The 24904-nt window shown below is 67.6% G+C and carries 26 protein-coding genes and 1 pseudogene; 7 read left to right on the top strand and 20 right to left on the bottom strand.

What is annotated here, in order from left to right; translation table 11 throughout:
- Positions 1–59 precede the first annotated feature (59 nt).
- The 8 genes from OG892_RS20635 to OG892_RS20600 form a co-directional block, all read right to left on the bottom strand.
- Entirely contained in the window at positions 60–1709 is a 1650-nt protein-coding gene (locus OG892_RS20635) for a long-chain fatty acid--CoA ligase (protein ID WP_371629922.1), read from the bottom strand.
- 222 nt (positions 1710–1931) lie between these two features.
- A complete protein-coding gene (locus tag OG892_RS20630) occupies positions 1932–2483 on the bottom strand; it encodes a SigE family RNA polymerase sigma factor (protein ID WP_327340651.1) in 552 nt (183 codons plus the stop codon).
- 500 nt (positions 2484–2983) lie between these two features.
- Positions 2984–4150 (bottom strand): lipid-transfer protein, encoded by a 1167-nt coding sequence (locus OG892_RS20625; protein WP_327338019.1) that lies wholly within the window; start codon positions 4148–4150, stop codon positions 2984–2986.
- Positions 4147–4542 carry a MaoC family dehydratase gene (locus OG892_RS20620; RefSeq protein ID WP_073736380.1) on the bottom strand — a complete coding sequence of 132 codons (396 nt, stop codon included), beginning with the start codon at positions 4540–4542 and terminating at the stop codon, positions 4147–4149. Before OG892_RS20620 ends, OG892_RS20625 begins: the two co-directional genes overlap by 4 nt.
- Entirely contained in the window at positions 4539–5573 is a 1035-nt protein-coding gene (locus tag OG892_RS20615; protein ID WP_073736379.1) for an acyl-CoA dehydrogenase family protein, read from the bottom strand. Before OG892_RS20615 ends, OG892_RS20620 begins: the two co-directional genes overlap by 4 nt.
- Before the next feature lies 1 nt (position 5574).
- The gene (locus OG892_RS20610; RefSeq protein WP_371631663.1) at positions 5575–6597 is read right to left on the bottom strand and encodes a bifunctional MaoC family dehydratase N-terminal/OB-fold nucleic acid binding domain-containing protein; all 1023 of its coding nucleotides are present in this window, start codon (positions 6595–6597) and stop codon (positions 5575–5577) included.
- A 50-nt stretch (positions 6598–6647) separates the two neighbouring features.
- A complete protein-coding gene (locus tag OG892_RS20605; RefSeq protein WP_328866231.1) occupies positions 6648–7823 on the bottom strand; it encodes an acyl-CoA dehydrogenase family protein in 1176 nt (391 codons plus the stop codon).
- Between the two features lie 378 nt (positions 7824–8201).
- Positions 8202–8513 carry a hypothetical protein gene (locus OG892_RS20600; protein WP_073736377.1) on the bottom strand — a complete coding sequence of 104 codons (312 nt, stop codon included), beginning with the start codon at positions 8511–8513 and terminating at the stop codon, positions 8202–8204.
- A 313-nt stretch (positions 8514–8826) separates the two neighbouring features.
- On the opposite strand from OG892_RS20600, the gene OG892_RS20595 reads away from it, so the two are divergent.
- The 4 genes and pseudogenes from OG892_RS20595 to OG892_RS20580 all read left to right on the top strand — a co-directional run.
- On the top strand, positions 8827–9708 hold the full coding sequence (locus OG892_RS20595; protein WP_371629921.1) for a bifunctional DNA primase/polymerase: 882 nt from the start codon (positions 8827–8829) through the stop codon (positions 9706–9708).
- Between the two features lie 129 nt (positions 9709–9837).
- A complete protein-coding gene (locus tag OG892_RS20590) occupies positions 9838–10734 on the top strand; it encodes a hypothetical protein (protein WP_143195083.1) in 897 nt (298 codons plus the stop codon).
- Positions 10735–11227: 493 nt separating this feature from the next.
- Positions 11228–12556, top strand: a complete 1329-nt coding sequence (locus tag OG892_RS20585; protein ID WP_371629920.1) for a PQQ-binding-like beta-propeller repeat protein — start codon at positions 11228–11230, stop codon at positions 12554–12556.
- Positions 12557–12642: 86 nt separating this feature from the next.
- Positions 12643–12819: pseudogene (locus OG892_RS20580) on the top strand (IS5/IS1182 family transposase); the annotation flags it as partial.
- A gap of 14 nt (positions 12820–12833) precedes the next feature.
- Here the strand turns inward: OG892_RS20580 and OG892_RS20575 are convergent.
- From OG892_RS20575 to OG892_RS20520, 12 genes are all read right to left on the bottom strand, one after another.
- The gene (locus tag OG892_RS20575; RefSeq protein ID WP_371629919.1) at positions 12834–13982 is read right to left on the bottom strand and encodes a tyrosine-type recombinase/integrase; all 1149 of its coding nucleotides are present in this window, start codon (positions 13980–13982) and stop codon (positions 12834–12836) included.
- Entirely contained in the window at positions 13982–14203 is a 222-nt protein-coding gene (locus OG892_RS20570; RefSeq protein ID WP_371629918.1) for a helix-turn-helix domain-containing protein, read from the bottom strand. Before OG892_RS20570 ends, OG892_RS20575 begins: the two co-directional genes overlap by 1 nt.
- Positions 14197–15612 (bottom strand): replication initiator protein RepSA, encoded by a 1416-nt coding sequence (gene repSA, locus OG892_RS20565; protein ID WP_371629917.1) that lies wholly within the window; start codon positions 15610–15612, stop codon positions 14197–14199. The genes OG892_RS20570 and repSA overlap by 7 nt, the downstream gene beginning before the upstream one ends.
- A gap of 91 nt (positions 15613–15703) precedes the next feature.
- Positions 15704–16018 carry a SpdD-like protein gene (locus OG892_RS20560; RefSeq protein WP_371629916.1) on the bottom strand — a complete coding sequence of 105 codons (315 nt, stop codon included), beginning with the start codon at positions 16016–16018 and terminating at the stop codon, positions 15704–15706.
- A 27-nt stretch (positions 16019–16045) separates the two neighbouring features.
- Complete coding sequence (locus OG892_RS20555) at positions 16046–16201, bottom strand: hypothetical protein (protein ID WP_126931168.1); 156 nt, start codon at positions 16199–16201, stop codon at positions 16046–16048.
- 12 nt (positions 16202–16213) lie between these two features.
- Positions 16214–16405, bottom strand: coding sequence for a mobile element transfer protein (locus OG892_RS20550; protein ID WP_003967784.1), 192 nt, complete (start codon positions 16403–16405; stop codon positions 16214–16216).
- A gap of 5 nt (positions 16406–16410) precedes the next feature.
- Positions 16411–16596, bottom strand: a complete 186-nt coding sequence (locus tag OG892_RS20545) for a hypothetical protein (RefSeq protein WP_371629915.1) — start codon at positions 16594–16596, stop codon at positions 16411–16413.
- Between the two features lie 18 nt (positions 16597–16614).
- On the bottom strand, positions 16615–17280 hold the full coding sequence (locus OG892_RS20540; RefSeq protein WP_371629914.1) for a DUF2637 domain-containing protein: 666 nt from the start codon (positions 17278–17280) through the stop codon (positions 16615–16617).
- Entirely contained in the window at positions 17280–17465 is a 186-nt protein-coding gene (locus OG892_RS20535; RefSeq protein ID WP_371629913.1) for a hypothetical protein, read from the bottom strand. The genes OG892_RS20540 and OG892_RS20535 overlap by 1 nt, the downstream gene beginning before the upstream one ends.
- Positions 17466–17545: 80 nt before the next feature.
- On the bottom strand, positions 17546–18898 hold the full coding sequence (locus tag OG892_RS20530) for an FtsK/SpoIIIE domain-containing protein (protein WP_371629912.1): 1353 nt from the start codon (positions 18896–18898) through the stop codon (positions 17546–17548).
- A gap of 2 nt (positions 18899–18900) precedes the next feature.
- Complete coding sequence (locus tag OG892_RS20525; RefSeq protein WP_371629911.1) at positions 18901–19260, bottom strand: hypothetical protein; 360 nt, start codon at positions 19258–19260, stop codon at positions 18901–18903.
- A 139-nt stretch (positions 19261–19399) separates the two neighbouring features.
- Positions 19400–20179, bottom strand: coding sequence for a GntR family transcriptional regulator (locus tag OG892_RS20520; RefSeq protein ID WP_111380950.1), 780 nt, complete (start codon positions 20177–20179; stop codon positions 19400–19402).
- Positions 20180–20197: 18 nt separating this feature from the next.
- Between OG892_RS20520 and OG892_RS20515 the strand changes: the two genes are divergently transcribed.
- The 3 genes from OG892_RS20515 (at position 20198) to OG892_RS20505 (ending at position 24834) form a co-directional block, all read left to right on the top strand.
- Positions 20198–20662, top strand: a complete 465-nt coding sequence (locus OG892_RS20515) for an NUDIX hydrolase (protein ID WP_371629910.1) — start codon at positions 20198–20200, stop codon at positions 20660–20662.
- A gap of 601 nt (positions 20663–21263) precedes the next feature.
- Positions 21264–23453, top strand: a complete 2190-nt coding sequence (locus OG892_RS20510) for an AIPR family protein (protein ID WP_371629909.1) — start codon at positions 21264–21266, stop codon at positions 23451–23453.
- A complete protein-coding gene (locus OG892_RS20505) occupies positions 23434–24834 on the top strand; it encodes a serine/threonine-protein kinase (protein ID WP_371629908.1) in 1401 nt (466 codons plus the stop codon). Before OG892_RS20510 ends, OG892_RS20505 begins: the two co-directional genes overlap by 20 nt.
- Positions 24835–24904: the final 70 nt, after the last annotated feature.

The following is a 24904-nucleotide window of genomic DNA, read 5'->3' as shown; positions in this document are numbered from 1 at the left end:
CTGCGAGGGCGGTACGGGAGTGATCCCGTACCGCCCTCGTCGTCTCCACGGCGCGTGGTTCAGAGCTGCGTGATGTCCAGCTCGCCTTCCGCGTACTGCTTGCGGATCACCTTCTTGTCGAACTTCCCGACGCTCGTCTTCGGTACGGACGCGATGACCGACCAGCGCTCGGGCAGCTGCCACTTGGCGATGCCCTGCTCCGCGAGGAACGCCTTCAGCGCCCGGTAGTCGGCGCTCGCGCCCTCCTTGAGGACGACGGTGGCCAGCGGGCGCTCGCCCCACTTGTCGTCCGGGACGGCCACGACGGCCGCCTCCGCCACATCCGGGTGCCCCATCAGGGCGTTCTCCAGCTCGACACTGGAGATCCATTCGCCGCCGGACTTGATCACGTCCTTGGCGCGGTCGGTGAGCGTGAGGAAGCCGTCGTCGCTGATCACGCCGACGTCGCCGGTCTTCAGCCAGCCGTCCTGGCTGAACTTGTCCTCGGGCCGCAGCGCCTCGCCGTCCGCACCGCCGTAGTACGCACCGGCGATCCAGGCGCCCCGCACCTCCAGCTCACCGGCCGACTCTCCGTCCCACGGCAGGTGCTCGCCGCCGGGCCCGACCAGCCGGGCCTCGACACCGGCCGGGAACCGGCCCTGCGTGATGCGGTACGGCCACTCCTGCTCCTCGGTCAGCCCACCGGGCGGGTTGGCCATGGTGCCGAGCGGCGAGGTCTCCGTCATGCCCCAGGCGTGGCAGAGCCGGACGCCGAGCTTGTCGTACGCCTCCATGAGGGAGGGCGGGCAGGCGGCGCCGCCGATGGTGACGCGCGCCATGGAGGTGAGGTCGCGCGGGTGGGCGGTGACCTCGGCCAGCAGCCCCTGCCAGATGGTGGGGACGGCGGCGGCGTGGGTCGGCCTCTCGCGCTCGATCATGTCGGCGAGCGGGGCGGGCTGCAGGAAGCGGTCCGGCATCAGCATGTTGACGCCGGACATGAACGTCGCGTGCGGCAGGCCCCAGGCGTTCACATGGAACTGGGGGACGACCACCAGGGTGGTGTCCCGGTCGGTGAGGCCCATCGACTCGGACATGTTGACCTGCATGGAGTGCAGGTAGACCGAACGGTGGGAGTAGACGACGCCCTTCGGCTCCCCGGTGGTGCCGGAGGTGTAGCACATGGCGGCGGCCTGGCGTTCGTCCAGCTCGGGCCAGTCGTAGCTGGTGGGCCGACCGGCGATCAGCTCCTCGTACTCGTGCACCCGGGGCACGGCACCGTCCAGCACGGAGCGGTCACCCGGCCCCGTCACGACCACGTGCTCCAGCGACGTCAGCCGGGGCAGCAGCGGCGCGAGGAGAGGCAGCACCGAGCCGTTGACGATGAGGACCTTGTCGTCGGCGTGCTGGACGATCCAGACCAGCTGTTCGGCGGGGAGCCGTAGGTTGAGGGTGTGGAGCACGGCGCCCATGGACGGGATGGCGAGGTACGCCTCCACGTGTTCGGCGTTGTTCCACATCAGCGTGGCGACGCGCTGGTCCCCGTCGATACCGAGCTCGTCACGCAGTGCGTGGGCGAGCTGGGTGGCCCGCCGGCCGATCTCGGCGAAACTGCGCCGCTGCGGCTCGGGCTCTCCGGTCCAGGTCGTTACCTGTGACTTCCCGTGGATGGTCATCCCGTGGTGCAGGATGCGGGTGACAGTCAGCGGTACGTCCTGCATGGTGCTGAGCACTGCGTCCTCCCGGTGGGCGCTACGCGGCAGTAAGGTTCCGCTGATTCTGCGCACATACCAATCGGTATGTCACTACTCCGGGGCGTACGGATCGGTGTGGTGCGACAAAATCACACCATCCATATGCAATGACCGCGCCTTCCTCGGCGTTTCCTTTCCCTGCGCGTCCTTGTCGGTGCGTCCTTGCCGGCGTTCTCCTCGGCCGGCGCCGGTGCCGGCACCTCACCTGACCGGTGTCAGCTCCGGGTCCTGGCGCAGCTTGCCGAGCGCCCGGGACACGGCGCTCTTCACCGTGCCGATGGAGACTCCCAGCACCTCGGCCGTCTGCGCCTCGCTGAGATCCTCGTAGTAGCGCAGGACGACCATCGCCCGCTGCCGGTCGGGGAGTTTCAGCACCGCCCTCCACATGGCATCGTGCAGGGACTGCTGCTCCGCGGGGTCGGGCCCCGGAGCCGTCTCCTGCTCGGGCACCTCGTCGCACGCGAACTCATCGACCTTGCGCTTGCGCCACTGCGAGGTCCTGGTATTCAGCAGGGCCCTGCGGACATAGCCGTCGAGAGCCCGGTGGTCCTCGATCCGCTCCCAGGCGACATACGTCTTGGTGAGGGCCGTCTGCAGCAGGTCCTCGGCATCGCTGGGGTTCGCGGTGAGTGAGCGGGCAGCGCGCAACAGCACAGGCCCGCGGGCCTTCACGAACGACGTGAACGATGCGTACGGGACGTACGGAGCGCCCGCGCCGTACGGTGTGCGCGCGCCAGCCGGCGTACGCGGCACCGCGTACGGAGCGACGGACCCGCGCGACGCACGCGGGGCCGCCGATACGAGCGGCGCTACGTGCGGCGACACCTGTGTCGACACGAGCGGCGCCACATGCGGCGACACGTTCGTCGATACGTGCGGCGAAACGTTCGTCGATACGTGCGGCGAAACGTTCGTCGATACGTGCGGCGAAACGTTCGTCGATACGTGCGGCGATACGTTCGTCGATACGTGCGGCGGGTGTCCGGCGAGCGGCGCATGCGGGTGGTGCGGCGTGCGTCCGGCGTTGGCAGCGGCTCCCCTGGAGGTGTCCGTGCAGACTGGCGTGGTCATGCCTCCACGCTAGGAGCGGGCGCTGCTCGGGGGATCGCCCCCAGGTCCCGAAACCGGGTCCGCCTCAGGGTGTAGGGCCGGTCCTCCCTCGACCTCCTGTAGGTGGAGGGGCCGCACAGCGGGACTCAGGGTCGCCCCGGAGACCGCGCCCCGGACCCCGCCGAGCCGGCCGGCCGCGCCGCTCACTCCCCCCGGCCCAGGATCAGGCCCGAGGTGGGCACCCCCGTTCCGGCCGTGACCAGGGACCGGGCCGCGCCGGATATCTGGTTCACCGAGCTGCCACGGATCTGTCGGACCGCCTCCGCGATGCCGTTCATACCGTGCAGGTACGCCTCCCCCAGCTGGCCGCCGTGGGTGTTCAGGGGCAGCGCGTCCGCCGCCACGAAGTCGGCGGCCTCGCCCGGTCCGCAGAAACCGAACTCCTCCAGCTGCATCAGCACGAACGGGGTGAAGTGGTCGTACAGGATCGCCACATCGATATCGGCGGGGGAGAGGCCGGAGTTCCGCCAGAGCTGGCGGGCGACGACATCCATCTCCGGCAGCCCGGTCAGCCCGTCACGGTAGAAGCTGGTCATCTGCTCCTGCGCCCGCCCGGCACCCTGGGCGGCGGCGACGATCACCGCGGGCGGCTGCCGCAGGTCCCTGGCCCGTTCCGCGCTGGTGACGACGATCGCCTGCCCGCCGTCGGTCTCCTGGCAGCAGTCGAGCAGTCGCAGTGGCTCCACGATCCAGCGGGACGCGGCATGCTCGGCAAGGGTGATCGGCTTCTCGTAGAAGTACGCCGCCGGGTTGCGCGCGGCATGGCGCCGGTCGGTGACCGCGACGTGGCCGAAGGCCTCCGGCGTCAGCCCGTACGTATGCAGATACCGCTGAGCCGCCATGGCCACCCAGGAGGCGGGGGTGAGCAGCCCGAAGGGCAGGTTCCAGCCGAGCGCCGCACCCTCGGCGGTGGGCTCCCGCTGCTGCACCCCGGAGCCGAAGCGCCGCCCCGACCTTTCGTTGAACGCCCGGTAGCAGACGACCACGTCGGCCACCCCGCAGGCGACGGCGAGCGCCGCCTGCTGGACCGTGGCACAGGCCGCCCCGCCGCCGTAGTGGATACGGGAGAAGAACGACAGCTCGCCGATACCGGCCGCCTGGGCGACGGTGATCTCGGGGCTGGTGTCCATGGTGAAGGTGACCATCCCGTCGACGTCCGCAGGGCTCAGCCCCGCGTCGTCGAGCGCCGCCCGCACCGCCTCGACGGCCAGCTTCAATTCGCTGCGGCCCGAGTCCTTGGAGAACTCGGTCGCCCCGATCCCGGCCACGGCCGCCCGTCCGCCGAGTGAATCGGCCCTGCGCACGCTCATGCGGACTCCCCCGGAACGCTGATGGTCACCGTGCCGGTGACATGCCTGCCCAGCCCGTTGGCACCGACTATCGACACCTCGGCCGTCCCGTCGCTGCCGAGTGCGGTCACCTTGCCGCTCAGCACCATCGTGTCGCCGGGATAGTTCGGAGCGCCCAGCCTGATGGCCACCTTTCTGAGCACTGCCGCGGGCCCGAAGTGGTCAGTGACGTACCGTCCGACCAGGCCGTTGGTCGTCAGGATGTTCATGAAGATGTCCGGGGACCCCTTCTCCCGGGCCAGCTCCGCGTCATGGTGCACGTCCTGGTAGTCGCGGGAGGCGACGGCGCCCGCCACGATCAGGGTGCGAGTCACCGCGATCTCCAGCGGTGCCAGCTCTTCTCCGACGTTCATCGCGATCCCTCCTCCACGAGCAGTTCGCCGAGTTCCTGAAGCACTTCGCTGCCGCAGCCGAGATAGGCGTCGAGCTGGCGCCCCCAGAGAAAGTGCCGGTGCACGGGGTGGTCGAGGTCGGCGCCCGTGCCTCCGTGCAGGTGCTGGACCGCGTGCACGACCCGCTTTCCCGCCTCCGACGCCCACCACGCGGCGGTCAGCGCCTGCGCAGCACAGGGCAGCGAACGGTCGTGCAGCCAGGCGGCCTCGTACGCCGTGACACGTATCGCCTCGGTGTCCATATGGGCGTCGGCGGCTCGCAGCAGCACGCCCTGATTGGTCGAGAGCGGTCGCCCGAACTGCTCACGCGTGCCGGTGTGTTCGACAGCGCGCGCCACCGCCCCCGCGCACACCCCCGCCTGCAGTCCCGCGAACGCCGTCCGGGCCGTCGCCAGAACCTCCTCGTACGCCCCTGCCCCGCCCAGCCGTTCGCCGGGCGCCCCGTCGAGCACGAGCCGTCCCGCCGACCACGGGGCCGTGGTCTCCACGGGCTCGGTCAGCACCCCGGGGTCCGCGGTCCTGACGACCCACAGCGACCGGTCCGCGGCCGCGACCAGGACGTGGCTGGCCTCCCGCAGCCACGGCACCAACGGCACCGTGCCGCTCAATCCCCCCTCGGACCCTGCCCGTACGCCCCCGGCTGCCGGAAAGGCCCCCGCCGCCACCGCCGCGCCGTCCCGGAACCGTGGCAGCAGGCGCTCGCGCTGTTCGTCCGTACCGTGTCCGGCGACGGCGAGGAGCCCGTACACACAACTCGACGCCAAGGGCACCTGCGCTGTCGTGCGGCCCTGTTCCTCCAGGAGGAGAACCAGCCCGAGGAGTCCGATCTCCTCGACCGCCCCCGGCAGTCCCGCCGCGCAGAGCTCCTTCCACAGCTCGGCGTCCGTACCGCTGCCCGCCACGACCAGACGCTCGTGCGTCGACAGATCGCCGAAGATCCGGGCGGCGAGCCCCTGCGCGGCGGCCTGCTCCTCAGTGGGTGTGAAATCCATGTCAGCCCTCACTCCCCCGGAAGACCGGCAGTTCCAATTCGGCGTCCGTACGCAGGAATTCGAGCCGGACCGGCATACCCACCCGCACCTTGTCGTAGGGCACCCCGACCACGTTGCTGATCATCCGGATCCCCTCCGCGAGCTCCACCAGCGCCACGGCGTACGGCCCGGCCTCCCCGGAGGTACTGAACGCGGGGAACGGTGGGTGATGCATCACCACGTACGAGAAGACAGTGCCCTCGCCCGACGCCTCGACCGTCTCCCACTCGGAAGACCCGCAGGCATTGCAGCCGGGCAGCCAGGGGAAGCGCAGGGTTTCGCATGCCCCGCAGCGCTGGATCAGCAGCTGGTGCGCGGAGATGCCCTGCCAGAATCCGGCGTTGTCCCTGTTGATCACCGGCCTCGGCCGCAGGCTCCGGCCGGGCCGCCGTTCCCCGGACCGCGCCGTCCCCTTGTCCGTTGCCGTCGGGCTCTTGTCCGTTGCCGCCGGGCCGGCCGCCTTTCCTTTCACCGCGGGGCGGTACTTGAGAATTCGGAAGCGGTGCGTCCCCGCCGGCTCGTCCTGCGCGCGGACGTCCATACGCGTAGTGATGAAGTAGCCCGTCCCCAGCTTCGTCGTCTTCCGCTCCGACACCGCCTCGATCACCGCGTCGAAGGTGATCCGGTCACCGGGCCGCAGCGGCCGCAGATACTCCTGCTCGCAGTCGGTCGCGACCACCGAGACATACCCCGCCGCGTCGAGCCGACCGAAGAGCTCGTCGTAGGCCTCGCCCCGGTCCGTGTGCCCCGACAGCCCGCCCATCGTCCACGCCTGCAGCATGGTCGGAGGGGCCACAGCATCGGGGCCGGTGTACGCGGCGTTCGTATCCCCCATGGCCTCGCACCAGTGCCTGATCATGGGCTCGTTGACCGGATCCTTGCCGCTTCCGGCGATGGCGGCCGCCCGCCCCTCGTACGCCCTGAGCCGCTCGTACAGTTCGTCGCCCCCGTCCCCCACGTGCGGCACATCCCGCACGTGCGGCATGTCCTGCCCGTCCTGCCCGTGCTGCCCGCCCTGCCCGTCCTGCACCTCCATCACCGCTTCCCCCTCTTCATACCGAGCCGCATCGTCGCGACGATCTCCCGCTGCACCTCGCTCACCCCGCCCCCGAAGGTGTTGATCTGTGCCGCCCTGTTCATCCGCTCCAGCTCCCCGTCCCCGAAGGAGCCGGGCGAACCGCCCCGGATCATTCCGGCGTGCCCCGTGATTTCCTGGCACATTCGATACACCTCCACGGCGCTTTCGGTTCCCACGAATTTCACGCCGCTCGCGTCACCGGGCGCCAGCACACCCGCCCCGACATCCCCCACCAAACGCCAGTTGAGCAGGCGCGTTGCCGCCAACCGGGCATAGGCCTCGGCCAGCCTGGACCGAATCCACGGTTCGTCAACCGGACGCCGCCCAGTCACCGGATCGGGCGTACGGGCGAAGCTGAGCGCCGCATCGTAGAAGTCCTCGGCCTGCATCCCGATCGCGGCCAGCGCGACCCGCTCATGGTTCAGCTGGTTGGTGATCAGCCCCCAGCCGCCGTTCTCCGCGCCGACCAGCCCGGTGGCGGGCACCTGGACGCCGTCGTAGTACGTGGCGGTCGTGGTCAGCCCGCCGACGGTCTCGATGGGCGTCCAGGAGAAGCCGGGCGCGTCCGTCGGCACCAGGATGATCGAGATGCCCCGGTGCTTGGGCGCCTCCGGATCCGTACGGCAGGCGAGCCAGATCCAGTCCGCGTTCTGCGCGTTGCTGGTGAAGATCTTCTGACCGTCGATGACCCACGAGTCACCCTGCCGTACCGCCCTGGTCCGCAGCGCCGCCAGGTCGGTACCGGCCTCCGGTTCGCTGTAGCCGATGGCGAAGACGATCTCCCCGGCCAGGATCCGCGGCAGAAAGTACTCCTTCTGCGCCTCGGTCCCGTACTTCATCAGGGTGGGGCCCACCGTATTGAGGGTGACCATCGAAACCGGCGCGCCCGCCCGGTAGGCCTCGTCGAAGAACACGAACTGCTCGTCCGCGCCGCGCCCCTGGCCGCCGTACTCGACGGGCCAGCCGAGCCCCAGCATTCCGTCCGCACCGATACGGCGCAGCAGCCGCCGTTGATCGGCCGGTTTCCCGTTCACAGGGCCGGTCCGTTCGCCGGACTCCGGCATCACATCGCGGAAGTACGTGCGGAGTTCGGCGCGCAGCTGTAGCTGGCGGTCCGTAGGGGCCAGATGCACGGCGGCTGCCTCCCGGAAAGGGCCTGCGGATCAGGGTTTCTGACTGTCCGTCAGATTCCGTTCACCTGTCAAGGCACCCGACAGCGGGCCGTCGCCGCCCCTCCCCCTTTCACCCCTTCCATCCCCCGGTTCGCCCTGCGATCCCACGCCCCGACCTCACCCCACAACCTGCCGCCGACCCACCCCTCGGCTCATCCCCCGGTTCGCCCTTCGGTTCATCCCCCGGTCCACCCGTCGGTTCAACCCTCGGCTCACCCCTCGGCCCATCGCGGCAGAACGACGAACGGCCCGCGCGCCGCCACCGAAGTGACGTCACGCGGGCCTCCGTTCCCCCCGACCGCGACCCGGCCCCCCGCCCGGCACGCGGCAGGTACCGGATCACCAGAGATTGGTGAAGTTCACCGCGAGGGTGTGACTGGACTGGTCGATGGCAGTGAACGCCGAACCGTTCACCTGAGCGGAGTTGCTGTGGTTCGACGCCCCGTCGCCGATGGCCTGCTGCTGCGAGGTGGACGAATTGCCCAGGTTGGCCCCGCCCACGCCACTGCCACTGATCGCGGCCACACCCGCATTCGATCCGTCGTTCGCGAACGAGCCGTTGTCGGCCTGGGCCACACCGCCGAAGAACGCGGCGGCGAGGGGCAGAGCGGCAACAACAGCGAGGGCACGAGCGGTACGGATGCTTGCCATGTCTATTCCTCCAGGAACCGAAAGTAAGGCCGGCCCCGGGCCGGCTGGCCGACCGCCCGGGTGATGGTCACGACGTCGCGAGATCAAGGTTGCCCACCGCCATCCCGGCGAACCGCCCACGCTTTTCGATTCCCTCGCAAGCGTGAGGAAGAGCTGATAAACCCCCAGCCGATACAAACTCCCAGGTCAGCCCCGCACGCAGCGACAGCCCTTGCCCCGCAGGGGAAGAAGCGTTCCGCCACCACACCTCGCACCCCACCTGCCAGCCCCTCTGCCTCTTCCTTTATTCGAACGTTAGTACGAACATAGAAGCATGGCCATCCACGACCGCCGAACCTTCACCCTGGCCCTGGCCCACGCACTGTCCGCGGCCGAACACAGGCTCCCCGTCATCCCCTTGTCCGCCACCAAGCTTCCAGCCCTGCGCTCCCCACACCGCGACGAGGAGCGGCCGAGCCACTGCCGGGGCGCCTGCGGCCTGCCCGGACACGGCGTCCACGACGCCACCACCGACCCCGCCGCCGTACGCGGTCTCTTCGCCGCCGCCCCCTGGGCCAGCGGCTACGGCATCGCGTGCGGCCGCGCCCCGCACCACCTCATCGGCATCGACCTCGACATCGACACCACCGGCCGCAACGACTCCGAGGCCGGGCTGCAACAGCTGGCGCTGCAGCACCTGTTCACCATCCCGCCGACCGTCACGGTGCTCACCCCCAGCGGCGGCCGCCACATCTGGCTGTCCGGACCGCCGGGAGTGGCCGTGCCGAACTCCGCAGGGCGCCTCGCCCCCGGCATCGACATCCGCGGCACGGGCGGCTACCTGGTCGGCCCCGGCTCGTCCACCACCCACGGCGCCTACCGGCTCGTGCCGGGCACCGGCAGCCTCCCGCCGGCCCCCTGCCCCGACGCCCTCCTCCAGCTGCTGACGCCCCCGGCCGCCACGCATCGCCGGCCCAGCCACCCCGACGACCGGGGCCGGGGACTGATCCGGTTCGTCCTCGCGGCAGCCGAGGGCCAGCGCAACACCCGGCTCTTCTGGGCCGCCTGCCGCGCCTACGAACACGGCTTCGGCGACAGCCTGGCGAGCGCCCTCACCGAGGCCGCCGTCCGCACCGGCCTGCCCGAACACGAGGCCCGCGCGACCATCGCCTCGGCGTCCCGCCTCACCACGACCCGCTGCGAACCCCGGAGTTGAATCCGGGCATTCCCGGTGCCTGTGCCGTGCCCCGGCCGGAGCACGGCACAGCAGGGGCACGGCGCGGCTGGCAATATACGTCGACGGCGAGGCATTCGATCGAGGCCTCCCGTCGACGGGGGACATGACATGACGACGCACGCTGTGGACGCACAGCAGGACCGGTCGGCCACTCCTCCCGGGCAGACCGGGAGACGCGGCATCGGGCGGCAGATCCTGCTCCTGACGGTCACAGCGCTCGTCGCCGGCGCCGCGGGAGTGGCGGGCACCCTGCTCCAGCAACGGCTTTCCGCTCCGGACACCTCAGCCGTCGACGCCCAGGCCGCCGAGCTCGCCGAGAACCTGCGCCACGACCTGAACGTGGGCTTCTGGTCGCCGGGCAGCACCTACGGAGGACAGTTCACCGAGGGCACGCTCGTCTCCCACGCCGAAGCACACGGCGGAGTACTGCTGAGCGCAGGCACGGAGCGGGAGAAGTCCGGCGGCAACGTCCACACAGCACAAGTGATGCTGGGCCTGCTGCCGCCCGGCAAGAACACCGTGGACGCACCTGCGTATCCGGTTCGCTGCTACCGCTATACCTTCGCCTTCGGCGCTCACAGCGTGCGTCAGTCCACGATGGACTGCCCCACCGCACGCACCGACAACCAGCCCGGCAGCCTCGTGGCACAGATGGGCGCACTGCTCGCGCGGCAGCCCACCGGGACGAACATGTACCGGCAGACACCGACCGCGGGACACCCGCATACCCCGGCAGGCGCCGTGGACTTGCTGAAGGACAAGCGGCTGGTCTCCGCCGGCGACACCGTACGTGTGGTCGCGGGCAAATCCGCCGGCAACGGCGTCTACGCCCTCGCGCTGCGCATCAACGACGGCTGCCACTACCTGCGCATGGACGCCGCGTCCTCCGCGTCCCGCCTGATACCCCTGTGGCTCGCGCCCGCCGACGAGCAGGAGACCTGCGCCGCGGACCGGGCGGTGGCCGCCGCAACCCTGTACGGCATCGACCCGGCCAAGGCCGGGTGACGAGATCCCGTAGGCCACTGTCGGGCCGGCTCTCGGCAGCCTCAGAAGGCCCCCCAGCCATGCCCCCACGTGCCCCTTCCGCGCCCGATAGAGCGATAACCAGGGGGTACAACGCGGCCCGGCTGAGACCGGGCATGGCGACGGCCCCCGACCATACGCACTGGTCAGGGGCCTCTCGCCCGCGGTGGGTGTGGGATTTGAACCCACGGTGACATCGCTGCCACGACGGTTTTCAAGACCTTTCGCTCGTCGGGCAGGTTTTGTTCTCCTTCGCAGCTCAGAGGCTTGTGCGCTCCCAGCTCCGGCCGTCGGCCTCGGCGTCGTGCCCGCTACGTGCCCCAGCACCCGATCGGATCTCTTGTCGTGCTCGGCGTACCTCCCCGACAGCGAACACCCCAGCCACGGCTATCGAGGCACGCGGCTCGTTCGTCGGCTTTCGGCCAGTGTCCGAGCACCCGCATCCGACCGTGTGCGGGTCGTGGCATGCTGCGGTTTGATCATCAGCGGCAGCGTTGCCTCGCTGCGGGTGGAAAGGGAGTTCATGCGCGCGCGGCGGTTCTGTCTTGTTGCACTTCTCGCCATTGGCCTTTCGGCCTGCGGTTCACCGGCGGACAGCGGTCCGGCAGACGGGGCGCCGTCGGCTTCCTCCTCGAAAGGGCCCGCAGAAAAGGGGAAGCCGGAGCGCGTTCCGCACGATCCGCCAGAGTCGTTCACGGCTCGGGGAGCGGTGGTCCTGCCGCCGGAGGCGACGGCGGGCCGGACCAATCTGCTGGGCGATGTGCGTGACCTCGCGGTGGCCCTGCACCGTACGTCGGCGTATGTGGCCTCCGCCGACCGAATGCAGACCGTGGACCTGACCACCGGGAAGGTGGTGGCGGTGGCGCGCCCGCGCGCGGAGGCCTTGGGCGAAGACGATGATGCGACCGCGCCGCTCGTGTCGGCCGATGGCTCCCTGGTCGTGACGACGTTCGTCACCAGACAGCCCGGCGTTGGAACGCAGTCGCCCTCGATGGAGCTTGAGGTCGTCGCCACCACGCCCGAGACAGGAAAGGCCGCGTGGAGCACATCGCTTAAAATCCCGCGAGCATGGGCAGAGGGGGACAGTTCTACGCCCGAGGCTCAGGTGGTCGGCTTCGCGGGCGGCAACGTCATCGTGACCGTGAACACTGGCTACAACGCGGTGACGGCCGGTATCGATATCGCTACCCACCAGGTGCGGTGGACAGCACAGAACGTTCGGACGCGGGCCGTCACCGCGGAGGCCGCGGTAGGCGTCGACATTCTCGGCGGATTCGGCCCCGACCAGCTGGTCGGTCTCGACCCGGCCACCGGCAAGGAGAAGTGGCGGACAGAGAAGTACATCGGTGACACCACCGTCGAATCTGCCGGCCCGTCCCTCGTCCGGGTGCAGGGCTACGCCGGCGACGAGGGCACACGCTTCGACCGGCTTCTGAAGCCTGGGACCGGCAAGGTACAGGCGGACGTGCCCAAGGGCCTGGACGGTTTGAGCTGCCCGTTCGACCAGGCCAAGACACTCGTCTGCACGTCTCAGAGCCTTCTCATCGCCCTGGACTCCACCAGCGGCAAGGAACTCTGGCGGCTGGAGGACGGCCAGGCTGACGGCCGTTTCGCCCCCAAGGTCACAGCATCCTGGCACGGCAGGATCTACGCTCGCGCCTCGTCGACCACCGCGGTGGCCCTTGATGCCCGGACCGGCAAGGACAGGCCCGCCGGGCTCGACGTCGCTCCAGTATTGGTAAACGAGTACCAGGGCCTGGCCCTGGTGGACGGTGAGCTCCTCGCCTACCCCACCGAGGGCTGAGTACCGCACAACAGGAAGATCAACTCGTGGTCGGGTGGGTGGTGAAGGGGTGGGTGCCGGTCAACTCTCATAGACCGACAACGGACGGCGGCCGGCCACCGGCATTCGACCGGCAGGTCTACCGCCGACGCAACGTCGCTGAGCGCTGCTTCAACCGGCTAAAGGCTCCGCGCGGTATCGCGACCAGATACGACCAGACCGCCACCTCCTACGAGGCAGCGGTCAGTCTGGCGACATTCCTGCTCTGGGCGAGATCTGTTTGAAGACTGACTCTAGATCACGTCTGAGCAGGCACCGCAGCTGAGCCGTCGTCATTGTCTTCGTTGCCACTGAGCCAGGAGTCCGCCGCTTCGGCAACCTGTTCGTCACGGCCGACGACAGGCCGGGCGTAGTGCCGGGTAGTGACGCTCGCGTTCGAGTGGCCGAGCCGATGAGCAGCGGTCATGACGCCGTACCGGTCGGCGACCCATGTGCCGTGCGAGGCACGCAGATCATGTGGGGTGACATCGGTCAGGCCAGCAGCCGAGACGGCGGGATCGAAGTACGCCTTGCGCCACTGGTTGTAGCGCAGGGGCTTGCCACCGGGCGTGACGAAGAGGAGGGCGTCCTCTCCGCCCGGCAGCGTCTCCAAGTGCCGGCCGATGCGCGTCGCAAGCGAGGGGCCGATCCGCAGGACTCGTTTCTGATGGGACTTGGGAGTGTCGAAGACGAGGGCACCGTTCGCTTCCGCCAAGTTCTCGTCAACGACGACCAGGCCGCCGGGTACATCGATGTCTCCCCGCCGCAACGCGAACGCCTCGCCGACCCGCAGACCCGCGTAGGCCAGCAAGGAGATCAGCAGGTCATGCGGCTTGGTCGCGCTCCGGACGATCCGCGAGGCTTCCAGCGGGGTGAGGATGTGCGGCTCGGTCTGCGGCATCCGAGGTAATTTCACTCCCCTGCAAGGCGTCTGCCCGATCAGCTCGTTGTCGACGGCCGCCCGCATGATCTGCGAGAGCACCCGGTACGCCTGCCTGATCCGCGACGCGCTGAGACCCCTGGTCTTCATCGAGCCGACCCACTCGACGACGGTGATCGGCCGGAGGCTGGACAGCTCACGATCACCGAGAGCCGGAACGATCAGTGAGTTGACCAGGGATCGGTACGACGCCTGCGTCTTGTGCTTCAGCTGCGGGGAGACAGCGGCGAGCCAGCGCGCCGGCCAGTCGCGGACGGTCGCCTGTCCCTCGGCGGGGTCGAGCCAGCGGCCCTCTTCCATCTCGATGCGCTTCCGTCCCAGCCAGCGATCGGCGTCCGTCGTGGTGGCGAACGTTCGATCAGCGGCGCGCAGCACGCCGTCGGGCCCCGGGTATCGAGCCTGGAAGCGGCCGGACGGCAGCTTACGAATCCGGCCGAAGGCGCGGCGGGACTTGCGCTTGCCGGCCATCAGGCGGCCCGCCGGTACGGCGAGGTGGGCCGCAGGACGATCGGTGCCACCGTGTGGGCACTGACGTACTCGTCCACGGCACTTTCCCGGATGCGGACGTGTCGGCCGACCTTGACGAACGCGATGCGGCGTTCCTCGATGAGCCGACGTGGGAAGCGGAGACCGGTGCCGAGGCGTTCGGCGACCTGACCCACGGTGAGCAGTCGGTCCACGGTCACCACTCCCCTTCGTCGGCGGTGCGAGCGTTCAGTGCCTCGCGGGCGGTCTCGCGGTTGGTCTGGAGGTCACGGGCGATGGTGGCGGCAAGGGCCCCTTCGCCGGGGGTGTGCCCGTGTCCGGCGTACTGCCAGTCGGTCAGGACGAGGACGGTGTCCGGTTCACGGTCGGCGAGGCCGAGGGCGGGCGCTTCCTGGGCGGCGCGGTAGTCGGCGCGTTCCTGGCGGAGGGCACCGAGGGTCGTCGAGTAGGTGCGGGACTTGGACGAGAAGTGGCCGCGGAAGCCGAGCATGTGGGCCCAGGCCCAGAGGCGCCGGTCCGGATAGAGGCTGTCGAGCTCACGGCATGCGGTGATGAGCCGACGGGTGTGATCGGGAACGCGGTGGCGGTCGAGTTCGGCGAGTTCACCGATACGGCGGTCCAGGGTGCCGGTGTTCTCGGCGGCTTTGGTGGCGTACTTGGCCACGTACGAGGCAACTGCCTGTTCGGTGACATCTGACCCGTCGCCGAAGGCCTTGACCGGGCGGACGTCGAGCTGTCGGCCCCATCGAAAGGTCCGAGACGACTGTTCACCGGCAGCCGGGACGGAGACCGACGTGTACGAGTGCGCGGCTGCGGCGCGGATCGTGTCAGTGAGGAGACCGACCGTGGCCCAAGAGGGCGGCGGAGTACAAGGTCCCTCCGGGCCGTCGAGACGTACGACGGCGTGGAAGTGGAGGGCTCCGCGCTTCTGGAATTCGGCGACCTTGCCGAAGGAGACGCGGAGATGGTCGCCCAGCTCACGGCGTGGGATTCCTGCGTGGATGGCGAGTTCGCGGCGGAGTCGGGTGGTGAAACGCTGCCAGAGCTCCCCGGCGTGGTTGTTGAAGAGCACGGCGCCCGCGTAGTCGTAGGTCTCCGGATCAAGGGCGGAGCCCAAGTCGCCGGAGTCCGAGGCGTGGGCGGTGCCGCACCGGCAGGTGCCCCGGTCGGGGCGGTTGTGGACAGGGCCGAACGAGGGTGCGGTGAGGGTGGCGAAGACGCGCGGGTGGTCGCGGACGGCGGTGGTGATGTCTCGGCGGTCGTCTCCGGCGAGGCCGGCGCGGATCAGGTGGTAGGTGTCGCCCGCGTAGGTCCAGGCGCAGGAAGGGCAGCGGGAGGCGCGGCGGTTGCCACAGGCGATACGGAGGCGCCCGCCCGGCTCGTACGCGGTCGAGTAGCGGTGCAGGGTCTCGCCGGTGGTCTTGTCCTTGTGGGTTACCCAGCCGCTCAGATGGACGGGGTCGGCACAGCCGCCGGTGCGGCGGATCTGGTCCTCCCAGCGGGAGTAGTCGGAGGCCGAGGCCACCCGCAGGACGTCCCCGAGGACGGTCGGGTCGAGCTGTGGGGCGTGCATGGACCGCTTCTGTTTCGAGGGTGAGGGCCGGTGGGCCATGCTGGGGGTTCCTTCCGGTTGCGAGATCGATCGGTGGGCACGGCTCCCGGGCGGCGGATGCTTGGCGGTATCGAGGCCGCCCGGGGGCCGGTCAGCGGCGTTTGGCGTCGGACGCGATCAGGGAGCGCAGGACGACCGCGCAGACGGCGACCGATGCGCTGGTGACAGCGACCGCCAGGAGCAGCGAGACCAGGACGGTGCCGACGACCAGGACGACGGCAGTACCGGCACCGACGAGCGCGACCGCGGTGCCGGGGGTGAGCTGTACGACCCGACGGGCCGGCGCAGGGGCGGCGGCGGGTGCCGGGGCAGGCGTGCCCGGCGTGATGGTGGTCGGCTGGATGACGGCGGGCGGGGTGACCAGGCCCGAGGTCTGCGGCATGGTCGGGATCTTGGGCTGGAACATGGGTGGTTCTCCTCTCCCGGGCGCGGGTTACTTGACGGCGGTGTCGATGACGGAGGCGAAGAGGCTGTCGGCGAGGAGGTAGCCGCCGACGAGGAGCACGCAGATCAGCCACACCGGCGGACGGAAGAGCTTGATGCCGAGGTAGCCGACGACCAGCAGGGCGATCCAGAGGGGGACGTCCATGGACGCTGTCTCCTAACGGACGGTGCAGCGGTGGGTACGGGCGGCGAGTTGGGCGGCGGTCCGGCTGGAGTAGTCGGCGGACCAGCCGCAGCGGTCGGCAGTGCAGACGGCGGCGTGGGCGGTGCGGCCGGTGCGGTCGCGGTGGGTGCCGATCTGCACGGGGCCGATACGCATCACGGAGTGGAAGCTGTCGCGGGCGGGCATGCCGGTCAGCCCCTGTCGGTCGTCGGGTCGGTGTACTGGGCGCGGATGCTGCGGGCGGTGGCCGGGTCGTCGATGCGCCGTGCGGCTTCCTCGGCGAGCAGGTGGGCGAGGAAGGGGCGTCCGGCTGCGGCCATCTCACGCGCTCCGTCGAGGTAGTCGTCCACGGTCAGGTCGGCGGGATCGTGGGTCATCTCAGTTCTCCTTTGCGGTCAGCTGAGGCGGGCGGCGATGGCGTCGGCGAGGTGGGGCGGAACGCCGAGGCGAGAGCGGAGGGTGTCGGTGTCGATCGGTGATCCGGTGCGGGTGCGGTACTCGTCGGCGACCTTGCGGGCGTGGTCGATCAGCACGGCGGGAACGGGCGGATCCGGGGACGAGGCCGGGGGCGAGGACAGGGCCTTTGTCGCGAGGGGTTCATCGGCCTGGGATGGGATCGGGGCGGCGTCAGGCACACGCGTCGGCCCGACGTTCTTCGCCTCCGTGACGGCGGCTGGCGGAGCTGGCTCCGGCTTCCCCGACGAGTGGGCGAGGAGAGTGCCGCCGAGGAAGGCGAGTGCGGGCCATCCGGCGATGCCGAGCCGGAGCGGGGCCGGCGGGTCGGCCAGGTCGAGGAACCCGGCGGTGGCGACGTTGGCGCCGAGCGAGGCGAACAGGGCGATCAGGAACCAGCACCAGGCCAACCGAGACGGGCCCTCACTGCGCAGCCGACGCCAGGCGGCGACAAGGAGCAGGTCGACGCTGACCGGGTAGGCCCATGCCTTCCAGCCGTCCTGTCCGGCCGCGGCGGCGAGGTCGTGCAGGTGGGCGAAGGACAAGGCTCCGGCGATAACCGCCTGGATCAACACCGCGTCGATCCGGAGACCGTGCCGGGCGCCCATCAGGAGTCCTCAGCAGGGTCGGAGTCGTCCGGGAACGTGCCCGGCGGCGGCTCCGGCAGCGACACGGCGAGGGACGGGCTGACGACGGCCACGAAGTCGAGGTCGGCGCCGCCCATGTCGGCGTATAGAGCGAGTTGCCCGAGCAGAAGCACGGTCCGGGCGAAGTCCTCGCAGTCGGGGCACATGGCGGTTCTCCCTTCTCTGGGCATGGCAGTGGTAGGGACTCGGCGCGAAGACGGTCACGCCTACCGGGTGGGGGGAGAGATCAGGCGGTGGCCGGAGAGGCCTTCGCCGATGGCACAAGCTCGGTGGCGGTGCCGGTGGTGGGCCGGAAAGGGGCCAGCTCTGGCAGGTCCGGGGTCCTGTCCGCGTACCGGTTGCAGAGGTTCGCGGCCTGGCGGAGCGAGGTGTGCGGAGCGCGGATGCGGTACCAACCGCCGGACGCGTCTCCCGCGATGGCGAGGCCTCTCAGTTCGGCGGGAATCTGGATGGCGGCGAGGACCGCGTCCGGGGCGATGTCACCGAAGGCCATGTTGGCGGAGGTCTCGTCGTTGAGACGGTGGGCGGTGCGGCCGGTGAGTTGGGCGCGGAGCATGGTGATGCCCTTGCCGAGTTCGGAGCCGAAGCGCTGTCCGCAGATTTCGAGGTAGATGCCGGACGCGCGGCCGAGCTGTGCGAGACGGACCAGGGCGGTGATGATGCGGTCCCGCCGTCTCTCCTCCTCCTTCGTTGCGTACAGGGCGAGTTCGGCCACCTCGTCGACCAGGACGACGACCGGGGTCGGGCGGAGCTCATCAGGGAGGTCCCAGATGTCGGCGGCGATCTCCGCGTCCGGCACATCGACGGTGATGCGCTGCTGGGTACGGATGAGGCGGTAGACGTCCGCCATCCGCGCCACGAGTGCATCGAGGAGTTCGGCAGCGGTGTCCGGGCTGTCGGCCAGCGCTGAGAACCGGCGGGCCAGCGGGAAGAGTTCGACTCCCTGTTTGCAGTCGATGCCGACGAGGGCAACGTCCATGGGAGCGAGGCCGGCGACCAGGTTGCGTTGGTAGACCGACTTGCCGGACTCCGTAGCGCCGAGAGTGAGGGCGTGAGGTATCGCGCGGTAGTCGCGGTAGTGCACCGACCCGTCCTCCCGAAGGGCGACCGGTACCCGCATCGGCCGGGTCTCCGTCTCAGCAGGCATCTGCACCCACTTGAGCACGTCGTATCCGGTCATCCGCACCTCGACGACACCGGACCGCACCTCACGCGAGGTAACGCCGAACATCGAGAACGAGTGCCGAAGCCGGTCCGAGGCCGCGGCGATGTCGAAAGCGTCCTGTCCGGGACGGAGCTTGAGCCGCAGGACCAGGCCGGTGCGAGTCGGCCGCAGTCGCCGGATACGCGGTGGGCGGGGCTCGGGTATCGGCCGGTTGGTGGTTCGAGCCAGGGCTAACCGCCAGCGCGCCGGCGGCACGGTCAACCCGCACGCGTCCATGACCGAGCGGTACCGGACCAAGACCCGCAGCGCGGCCAGAGTGACCCCGATGGCCAGCCAGTACCAGGCGGGGCGCCGCCACCGCAGGAGACCCGCAGCGGCGACGACCAGCACCAGAGCGACCGTGAAGGCGGTCATGATCAGGCCGCCTTCGACCCTGCGGCGGCGACGTCGGCGAGCGAGGTGACCGCGACCGCGCGGAACGCGATGCCGTGCCGCCGCTGGCCGTTGAAGTCGTTCTCCCACGGACGGGCGACCAGGCCGGTGAGCGCGACCGGTGTACCCATGGACAGCTCACCGCTGATCCCGGGCTCCGGAACGGTGACGGACAGGATCTCCACCTCCTCGTTCGCCGCGAACATCACGTCCACGGTCAAGAGCTGAGCACCGGTCTCCATGTCGGTGGCGATCTCACCGGTACGGCGGTCACGCACCTTCACCTGCGGAGTCTTGGCGACCATCACGACAGCGCTGGAGGTGTCGACGGGAATCTGACGCACAGCAGATCACTCCTCTATAGATGCTGAACTCCGTCACTCATGTATATGAGTGACATGAAGAAGAGTGCATCACTCCTATACATGAGTCAACCCGCCGCGAAGAAGAACTCGCGACGGGCTGCGGGAAGTTGAGCGGACGTCAGTCGCCAGCAGGGATCCGATACTCGAAAACGAACTGGTCAGCGGCCATGAGCGTGTCGCACACCTCGACCACGCGACCCGCGGTCGTGCGGGCCTCCCGGATCAGGTGAACCACGGGCGCACCAGGGCTGAGCGCCAGTTCCGACGCCTCCGACTTCGAGGCCGGGCGCGCTTGCAGCGTCTCGACGAACTCTGCGAACTCATGCCCGTGGTCTTCGAGCCGGGCGTAGATGCCACCGCCCCCGGGGTTCTCGGCGAACAGCTCGGGGATCTCCTTCACCACGTCCCAGGGCAGGTACGACGAGGCGGTTTCCACCGGAGTGCCGTTACGGAAGTAGAGGCGCCGACGGGCCAACACCTGTGTACCGGCGGGAACGCCCAGCCGCTCAGCGGCATCCTCGGGCGCGTCCATGGGGCCGATGTAGAGGACGCTGACCTTCGCGGTGGCGCCGGACTGTGCGGACTCCGCGAGGTACGCAGCCTGGCCACCCTGCCGGAGCGAGCGCCGGAAGCGATCGGAGGAGCGGTGCCGTACGGGGGGCCGGTTCTTCACGATCGAGCCCTTGCCGTGCCGGGTCTCGACGAGCCCACTCGCCCGCACCTCGACCATGGCCTTACGGATCGTCCCGCCGGAGACGCCGTAGCGGTCCACCAGCTCGGATTCGCTCGGCACCATGTCGCCGGCCTTGAGAACCCCCGCCCGGATCTGCTGCACGAGGTCATCAGCGATCTGCACATATCGAGGCCCGGAACTGGCCCCTCCCGCCGCAGTTCCCATAGTCCTTCCCTGCCTCCTATGCTCCTCTACATGAGTCAACCACAGGAAGCGACACCCCCTCCCCTGCACTCCGTGTCCGTAGCCGGAGTAGTGGTGCGCGAGGACGGCCGCCTCCTGGCGATCCGCCGAGCCGACAACGGCACCTGGGAGCTCCCCGGCGGCATCCTCGAACTCAGCGAGACACCCGAGGCCGGCGTTGCCCGCGAGGTCTGGGAAGAGACAGGCATCCACGTCGAGGTGGACCAGCTCACCGGCGTATACAAGAACACGACCCGAGGCATCGTCGCCCTGGTCTTCCGCTGCAAGCCCTCCGGCGGCACCGAGCGCACATCAAGCGAGTCGACAGCCGTCTCCTGGCTCACACCCGACGAAGTCAGCGAGCGCATGGCCGAGGTCTACGCGATCCGCCTCCTTGACGCCTTGGACGGCAACGGCCCTCACGTGCGGAGCCACGACGGCAAGCAGTTCATCCCTGCGGGATAAGACTTTCTCTACTTCATCAAGGCCCGCGCACGGCGCGGGCGCGCGCCGCCTCAGCGGCGCGACCTGCCTCCTGTCTCCGCCCCGGCTGGCCGCGCCCGGCGGCGCGCTACGTGCTGCGGGCAGAAGGTGGGGAACCCGCTGTGGCTGGGGCGGTCGGCTCCACGGCTTTAGGCAGCCACTTTGGGGCGAGCCTCTAAGATCACGGCCCCAACGTCGTGCTTTAACGGGCAGGTCCACAGACTGCCCGACTCGCCGGAAGCTTAAGGGGCCATGATCACTCGCCCCAAAGCAGCTCCAGCCCAAAGCCGCTCCACCGACCTAGAGTGCGTTGACCCCGCGCGAGGTGATCAACACTCTGGGACAAGCATGAGGTCGCCTCGCTCCCAGACAGCAGCGTCGGGTAGCTACAGGAGGCCCTTCTAGTTGCCACCATGGAGGGCCGGCCCGCAGGCTTCCGACTGCCCGGCCCAAACGTGGCGCCGGGTGGCCGGGCTTAGCCAAGGGCGCCAACTCGTGGGCTCTGTGAGCGATCACCCATAGTCGCCGTGCCTCCAGACCTATACTTTTGCGTGTCCAACGGCCCATAGAGGGGGGCAAGTTCATGCAGGACTCACGGGGTCAGGCCCAGGCCGACAGCCCTCTGGAATTACACCAGATCGTAAAATCGCTCACTCGGAAATACGAAGGGCTCATCGATCTGAGCGACGCCCCGCTTCGAGAGGAAATCCGAACGCAGGTGTTCTTGTCGCGAGCGCTGGCAGCGACAGCAGTTCAGATTCTCACTGACTGCACTGCCGAGGACTCAGTAGCTGCGGTTACGGACGGTCGCGACGATCTCGGAATCGACGCGGTGGCCATTTCCTCGGCCACCAACGAACTCTGGCTCATCCAGGCGAAGTGGAATCCCCGCGGTATGGCACGGTTTGGGGAGGCGGAAGCCCTCAAGCTAATCCACGGGTTCCGGACCCTGGATAACCAGCGGTTTGATCGGTTCAACGCGCGCCTCCAAGTCTTCTCCGATCGAATCCATCAGGTCCTGACAGCGCCGCACCCCAGGATTTATCTAGTGGCCGTCTTGATGGGGAATGAGGGGTTGACTCAATCAGCCCGCCATATCCTCGAAGATGCGATTTCCGACCTTGACGGAGCGGCAGAATATCGCATTATATCCAAAGCCGACATCCATGCCGCAATTCGCGAAGAACTATCACCAGACCCTGTACGAATCACCGCAACTCTTTCCGAGGGCTGGTTTACTCATGACATGCCGTATCGGGCATTCGTGGGCACCGTCTCAGCCGAAGAGGCAGCCTGGTGGTACCAGGCGCATGGGAATTCACTCTTTGCGCTAAATGTCAGAAAATTCTTGGGTCTCACAACGGTAAACCAAAAACTGGTCGCCAGCCCAATGGATAACCCGGACGAATTCTGGTACTTCAATAACGGAGTTACCATCGTATGCGACCGATATGAGATGGAATTTTTCGGGCGCAGAATGCCTGGGCAACCTGCCCGGATCGAGTTGTTCAATGCAAGCATCGTCAATGGCGCCCAGACCGTGGCTTCTCTTCACGAGGCTTCCAGTTACAGGCGCGATGCCTTGCAAGACGCCAGGGTGATGGTGCGCGTAATCGTCGTCAAGGGCGCCCCTAGGGGATTCGCGCAGCGTGTCACGCTAGCAACGAATACACAGAATCGAATTGAGCCGCAGGATTTTGTGGCGCTCGACCCAGTGCAGACCCGGATCCGTGAGGATTTTAGGCTTTCCCTTGGCAAAGAGTACGCAATCCGGCGTGGGGAAGTCACACCCTCATTGGTCGCCGGTTGCACCATGGCCGAGGCAGCCACCGCACTCGCTTGCACTCACCCGAATCCCACACTGGCGACAATTGCCCGGTACTCAAGTGGGCGTCTCTGGGAATCTGCTCCAGAAGGCATCTACACACAACTCTTTGGTCATCAGCCGTCTGCCCATCAAATCTGGCGCTCAGTTCTTTTGCTGCGAAGCGTCCAACGCTCCCTCCACGAAGCAGCAGATACATTGGCGGGTAGAGCAGCCTATATCGCGGATCGCGGAGCTCTATTGGTTGCCCACCTCGTATTCCAGGGCATGGACAACGAGACAATCGACGACCCCGAATCCACATGGGAGTCCGCGCTCGATGAGGTTCCGGGGCGAGTGGCTCACGTGCTTGCCCGACTCATTTCGCAGGTAGACGAGCTATATGGACCTCACAGCTTTCTCTCTCGCCTCTTCGTCAACGCGGATGCATGCCGTGAACTCGTTCGAGGCGTTCTATCCTCATCAAAAGATCAACGCGATCCGGTCGCGGTGCTCACGGCGTATAAAGAGAATGCAACGCTCAAAAAACGCGTGCACCGCCGCCCCAATAGCGTTCGGATTCTGGTTGAGCACCATCACATCCCCGATGGTGCGTTGCTGATGTACCATCCCGGTCGCATTGAGGAGGATGCCGTCGGAACATGGCTCAACGAGGATCCAAAGCGATTCATGGCGACATGGGTCAATGACTCCCGAAAGCCTCTTCTATGGGCTGCCGATAATCGACAATATTCTCCCAGCGGTCTAATTATGCACATTTGGCAAAGCGCCGGCTGGGCGGAAAGTCCGGTTGCGGTAAGAGGTTCCGCCCACTGGTCGGTTCCGGGGGGTGCCTCGCTGGTCGATCTAGCGACACAGCTATACGAGTCTAACAATGACGATACGAGCGCGAGCCCGCCTGAGCGGGGCGTGATCGATACTCGTCAGGATGGCACGAGCGGTGCCTAAGCGAATCATTGGTGAGCGGTACGAGATTCGTGGGTCGATTAAATCCGGAGGCATGGGCCATGTTTGGCGCGCCTACGACGTGGTACTCGAACGCGATGTTGCCATCAAGCTGATCCGCCAGGGTCTTGCCGACGACAGCGAAGAATTGGCTCAGCGCTTTCGTAACGAGGCCCTGATTCATGCAAAGCTCACCCACTCCGGCATTCCCAAAGTCCATGACGCCCTATTAAACGCCGCAGCTGACGGCCCCTACATCGTGATGGAGTTGATCCAAGGCGAAAGCCTGGCAGAAATCATAACCGTATCGGGGAGGATGCCCATCCATTGGACTGCCTGCCTTGGGGTTCATCTCTGCTCCATATTGCATCACGCGCACGATATTTCTGTCGTTCACCGCGACATTAAGCCTGACAACATCATGGTCGCTGTCGACGGAACCGTGAGGCTGCTGGATTTCGGTATTGCAGTGACCCCAGATCCCTCACTCTCTCGGTTGACGTCGGCCGGAAAAGTGGTGGGCACATACGTCTACATGGCACCGGAACAGATCGAAGAGTCGAATATCACTCCAAGTACCGATCTCTATTCCTTCGGCGTCCTCCTGTATCAACTCTTGATCGGAAGGCCACCGTTCGAAGGTTCTACAGGGCAGCTTATGAGGCATCATCTGTTTTCCTCACCAATCACTCCTCGCAGTTTGCGCCCCGAAATTGATGCGCAACTGGACGAGCTAGTGATGGGGTTGCTCGCTAAGAAACCAAGTGAACGGCCTGAGGGCGCACTTGAGGTCGCACGTCGACTGTTTACCCATGCTCCAAGCGGATCAGGGTATTTGAGTGTTCCTGGGCTGCCAGACCTCATTCATCCCACCCTTCCAGTTCCATCGGCGCGCGGCGCTGGAAATTTCACAGGCAAGCCGTTTCCTGGATCTCGTCCCGCGCGTATCCTTTCGGTGGCAGCTCGAATGGCCGAGGCCTTTCAGCTACTTGCAGACGGTCGGGTCAGCGAAGCTGTCGCTTCTTACCAAGAGCTGGCTGAAGAACTCGGTAAGGCTGGGCCAGGGCGAGCCTCCGATGCACAGAAGTGCCGCATTCGCGCTGCCATTTGCCGCATCAAGCTGAATCAAGAGGAACAAGCCCTTGAAGAGCTGCAAATTGAGCTTAAGGACCTCCTGCGGATCCATCCTGCAACGCACCCCCAGGTGCTCGAGGTACGAAAATACATCGGATTTCTACTCCGGGTCTTGCGACGCTTCTCCGAGGCTGCTGCGGTGTTGGCAGAGTTGCATGGTGACCTAGTACAAGAACGCGGTTTTGACTCTGAGGAAGCTCTTGTAGTTCGCAATGAGCTAGTCAAAATCCGAAGAAAAAACACAAGATAGTTTATTTAGCATGATGCAACAACACCGATTAGGAGTAACTTGTGTCTCTTGGGCGCCCGCCTATCTTCTC

Source organism: Streptomyces sp. NBC_00341 (assembly GCF_041435055.1).
Classification (GTDB): Bacteria; Actinomycetota; Actinomycetes; order Streptomycetales; family Streptomycetaceae; genus Streptomyces.
Note: the sequence above shows the minus strand (reverse complement) of the source record. Positions and strands in the feature narration are given on the sequence as shown.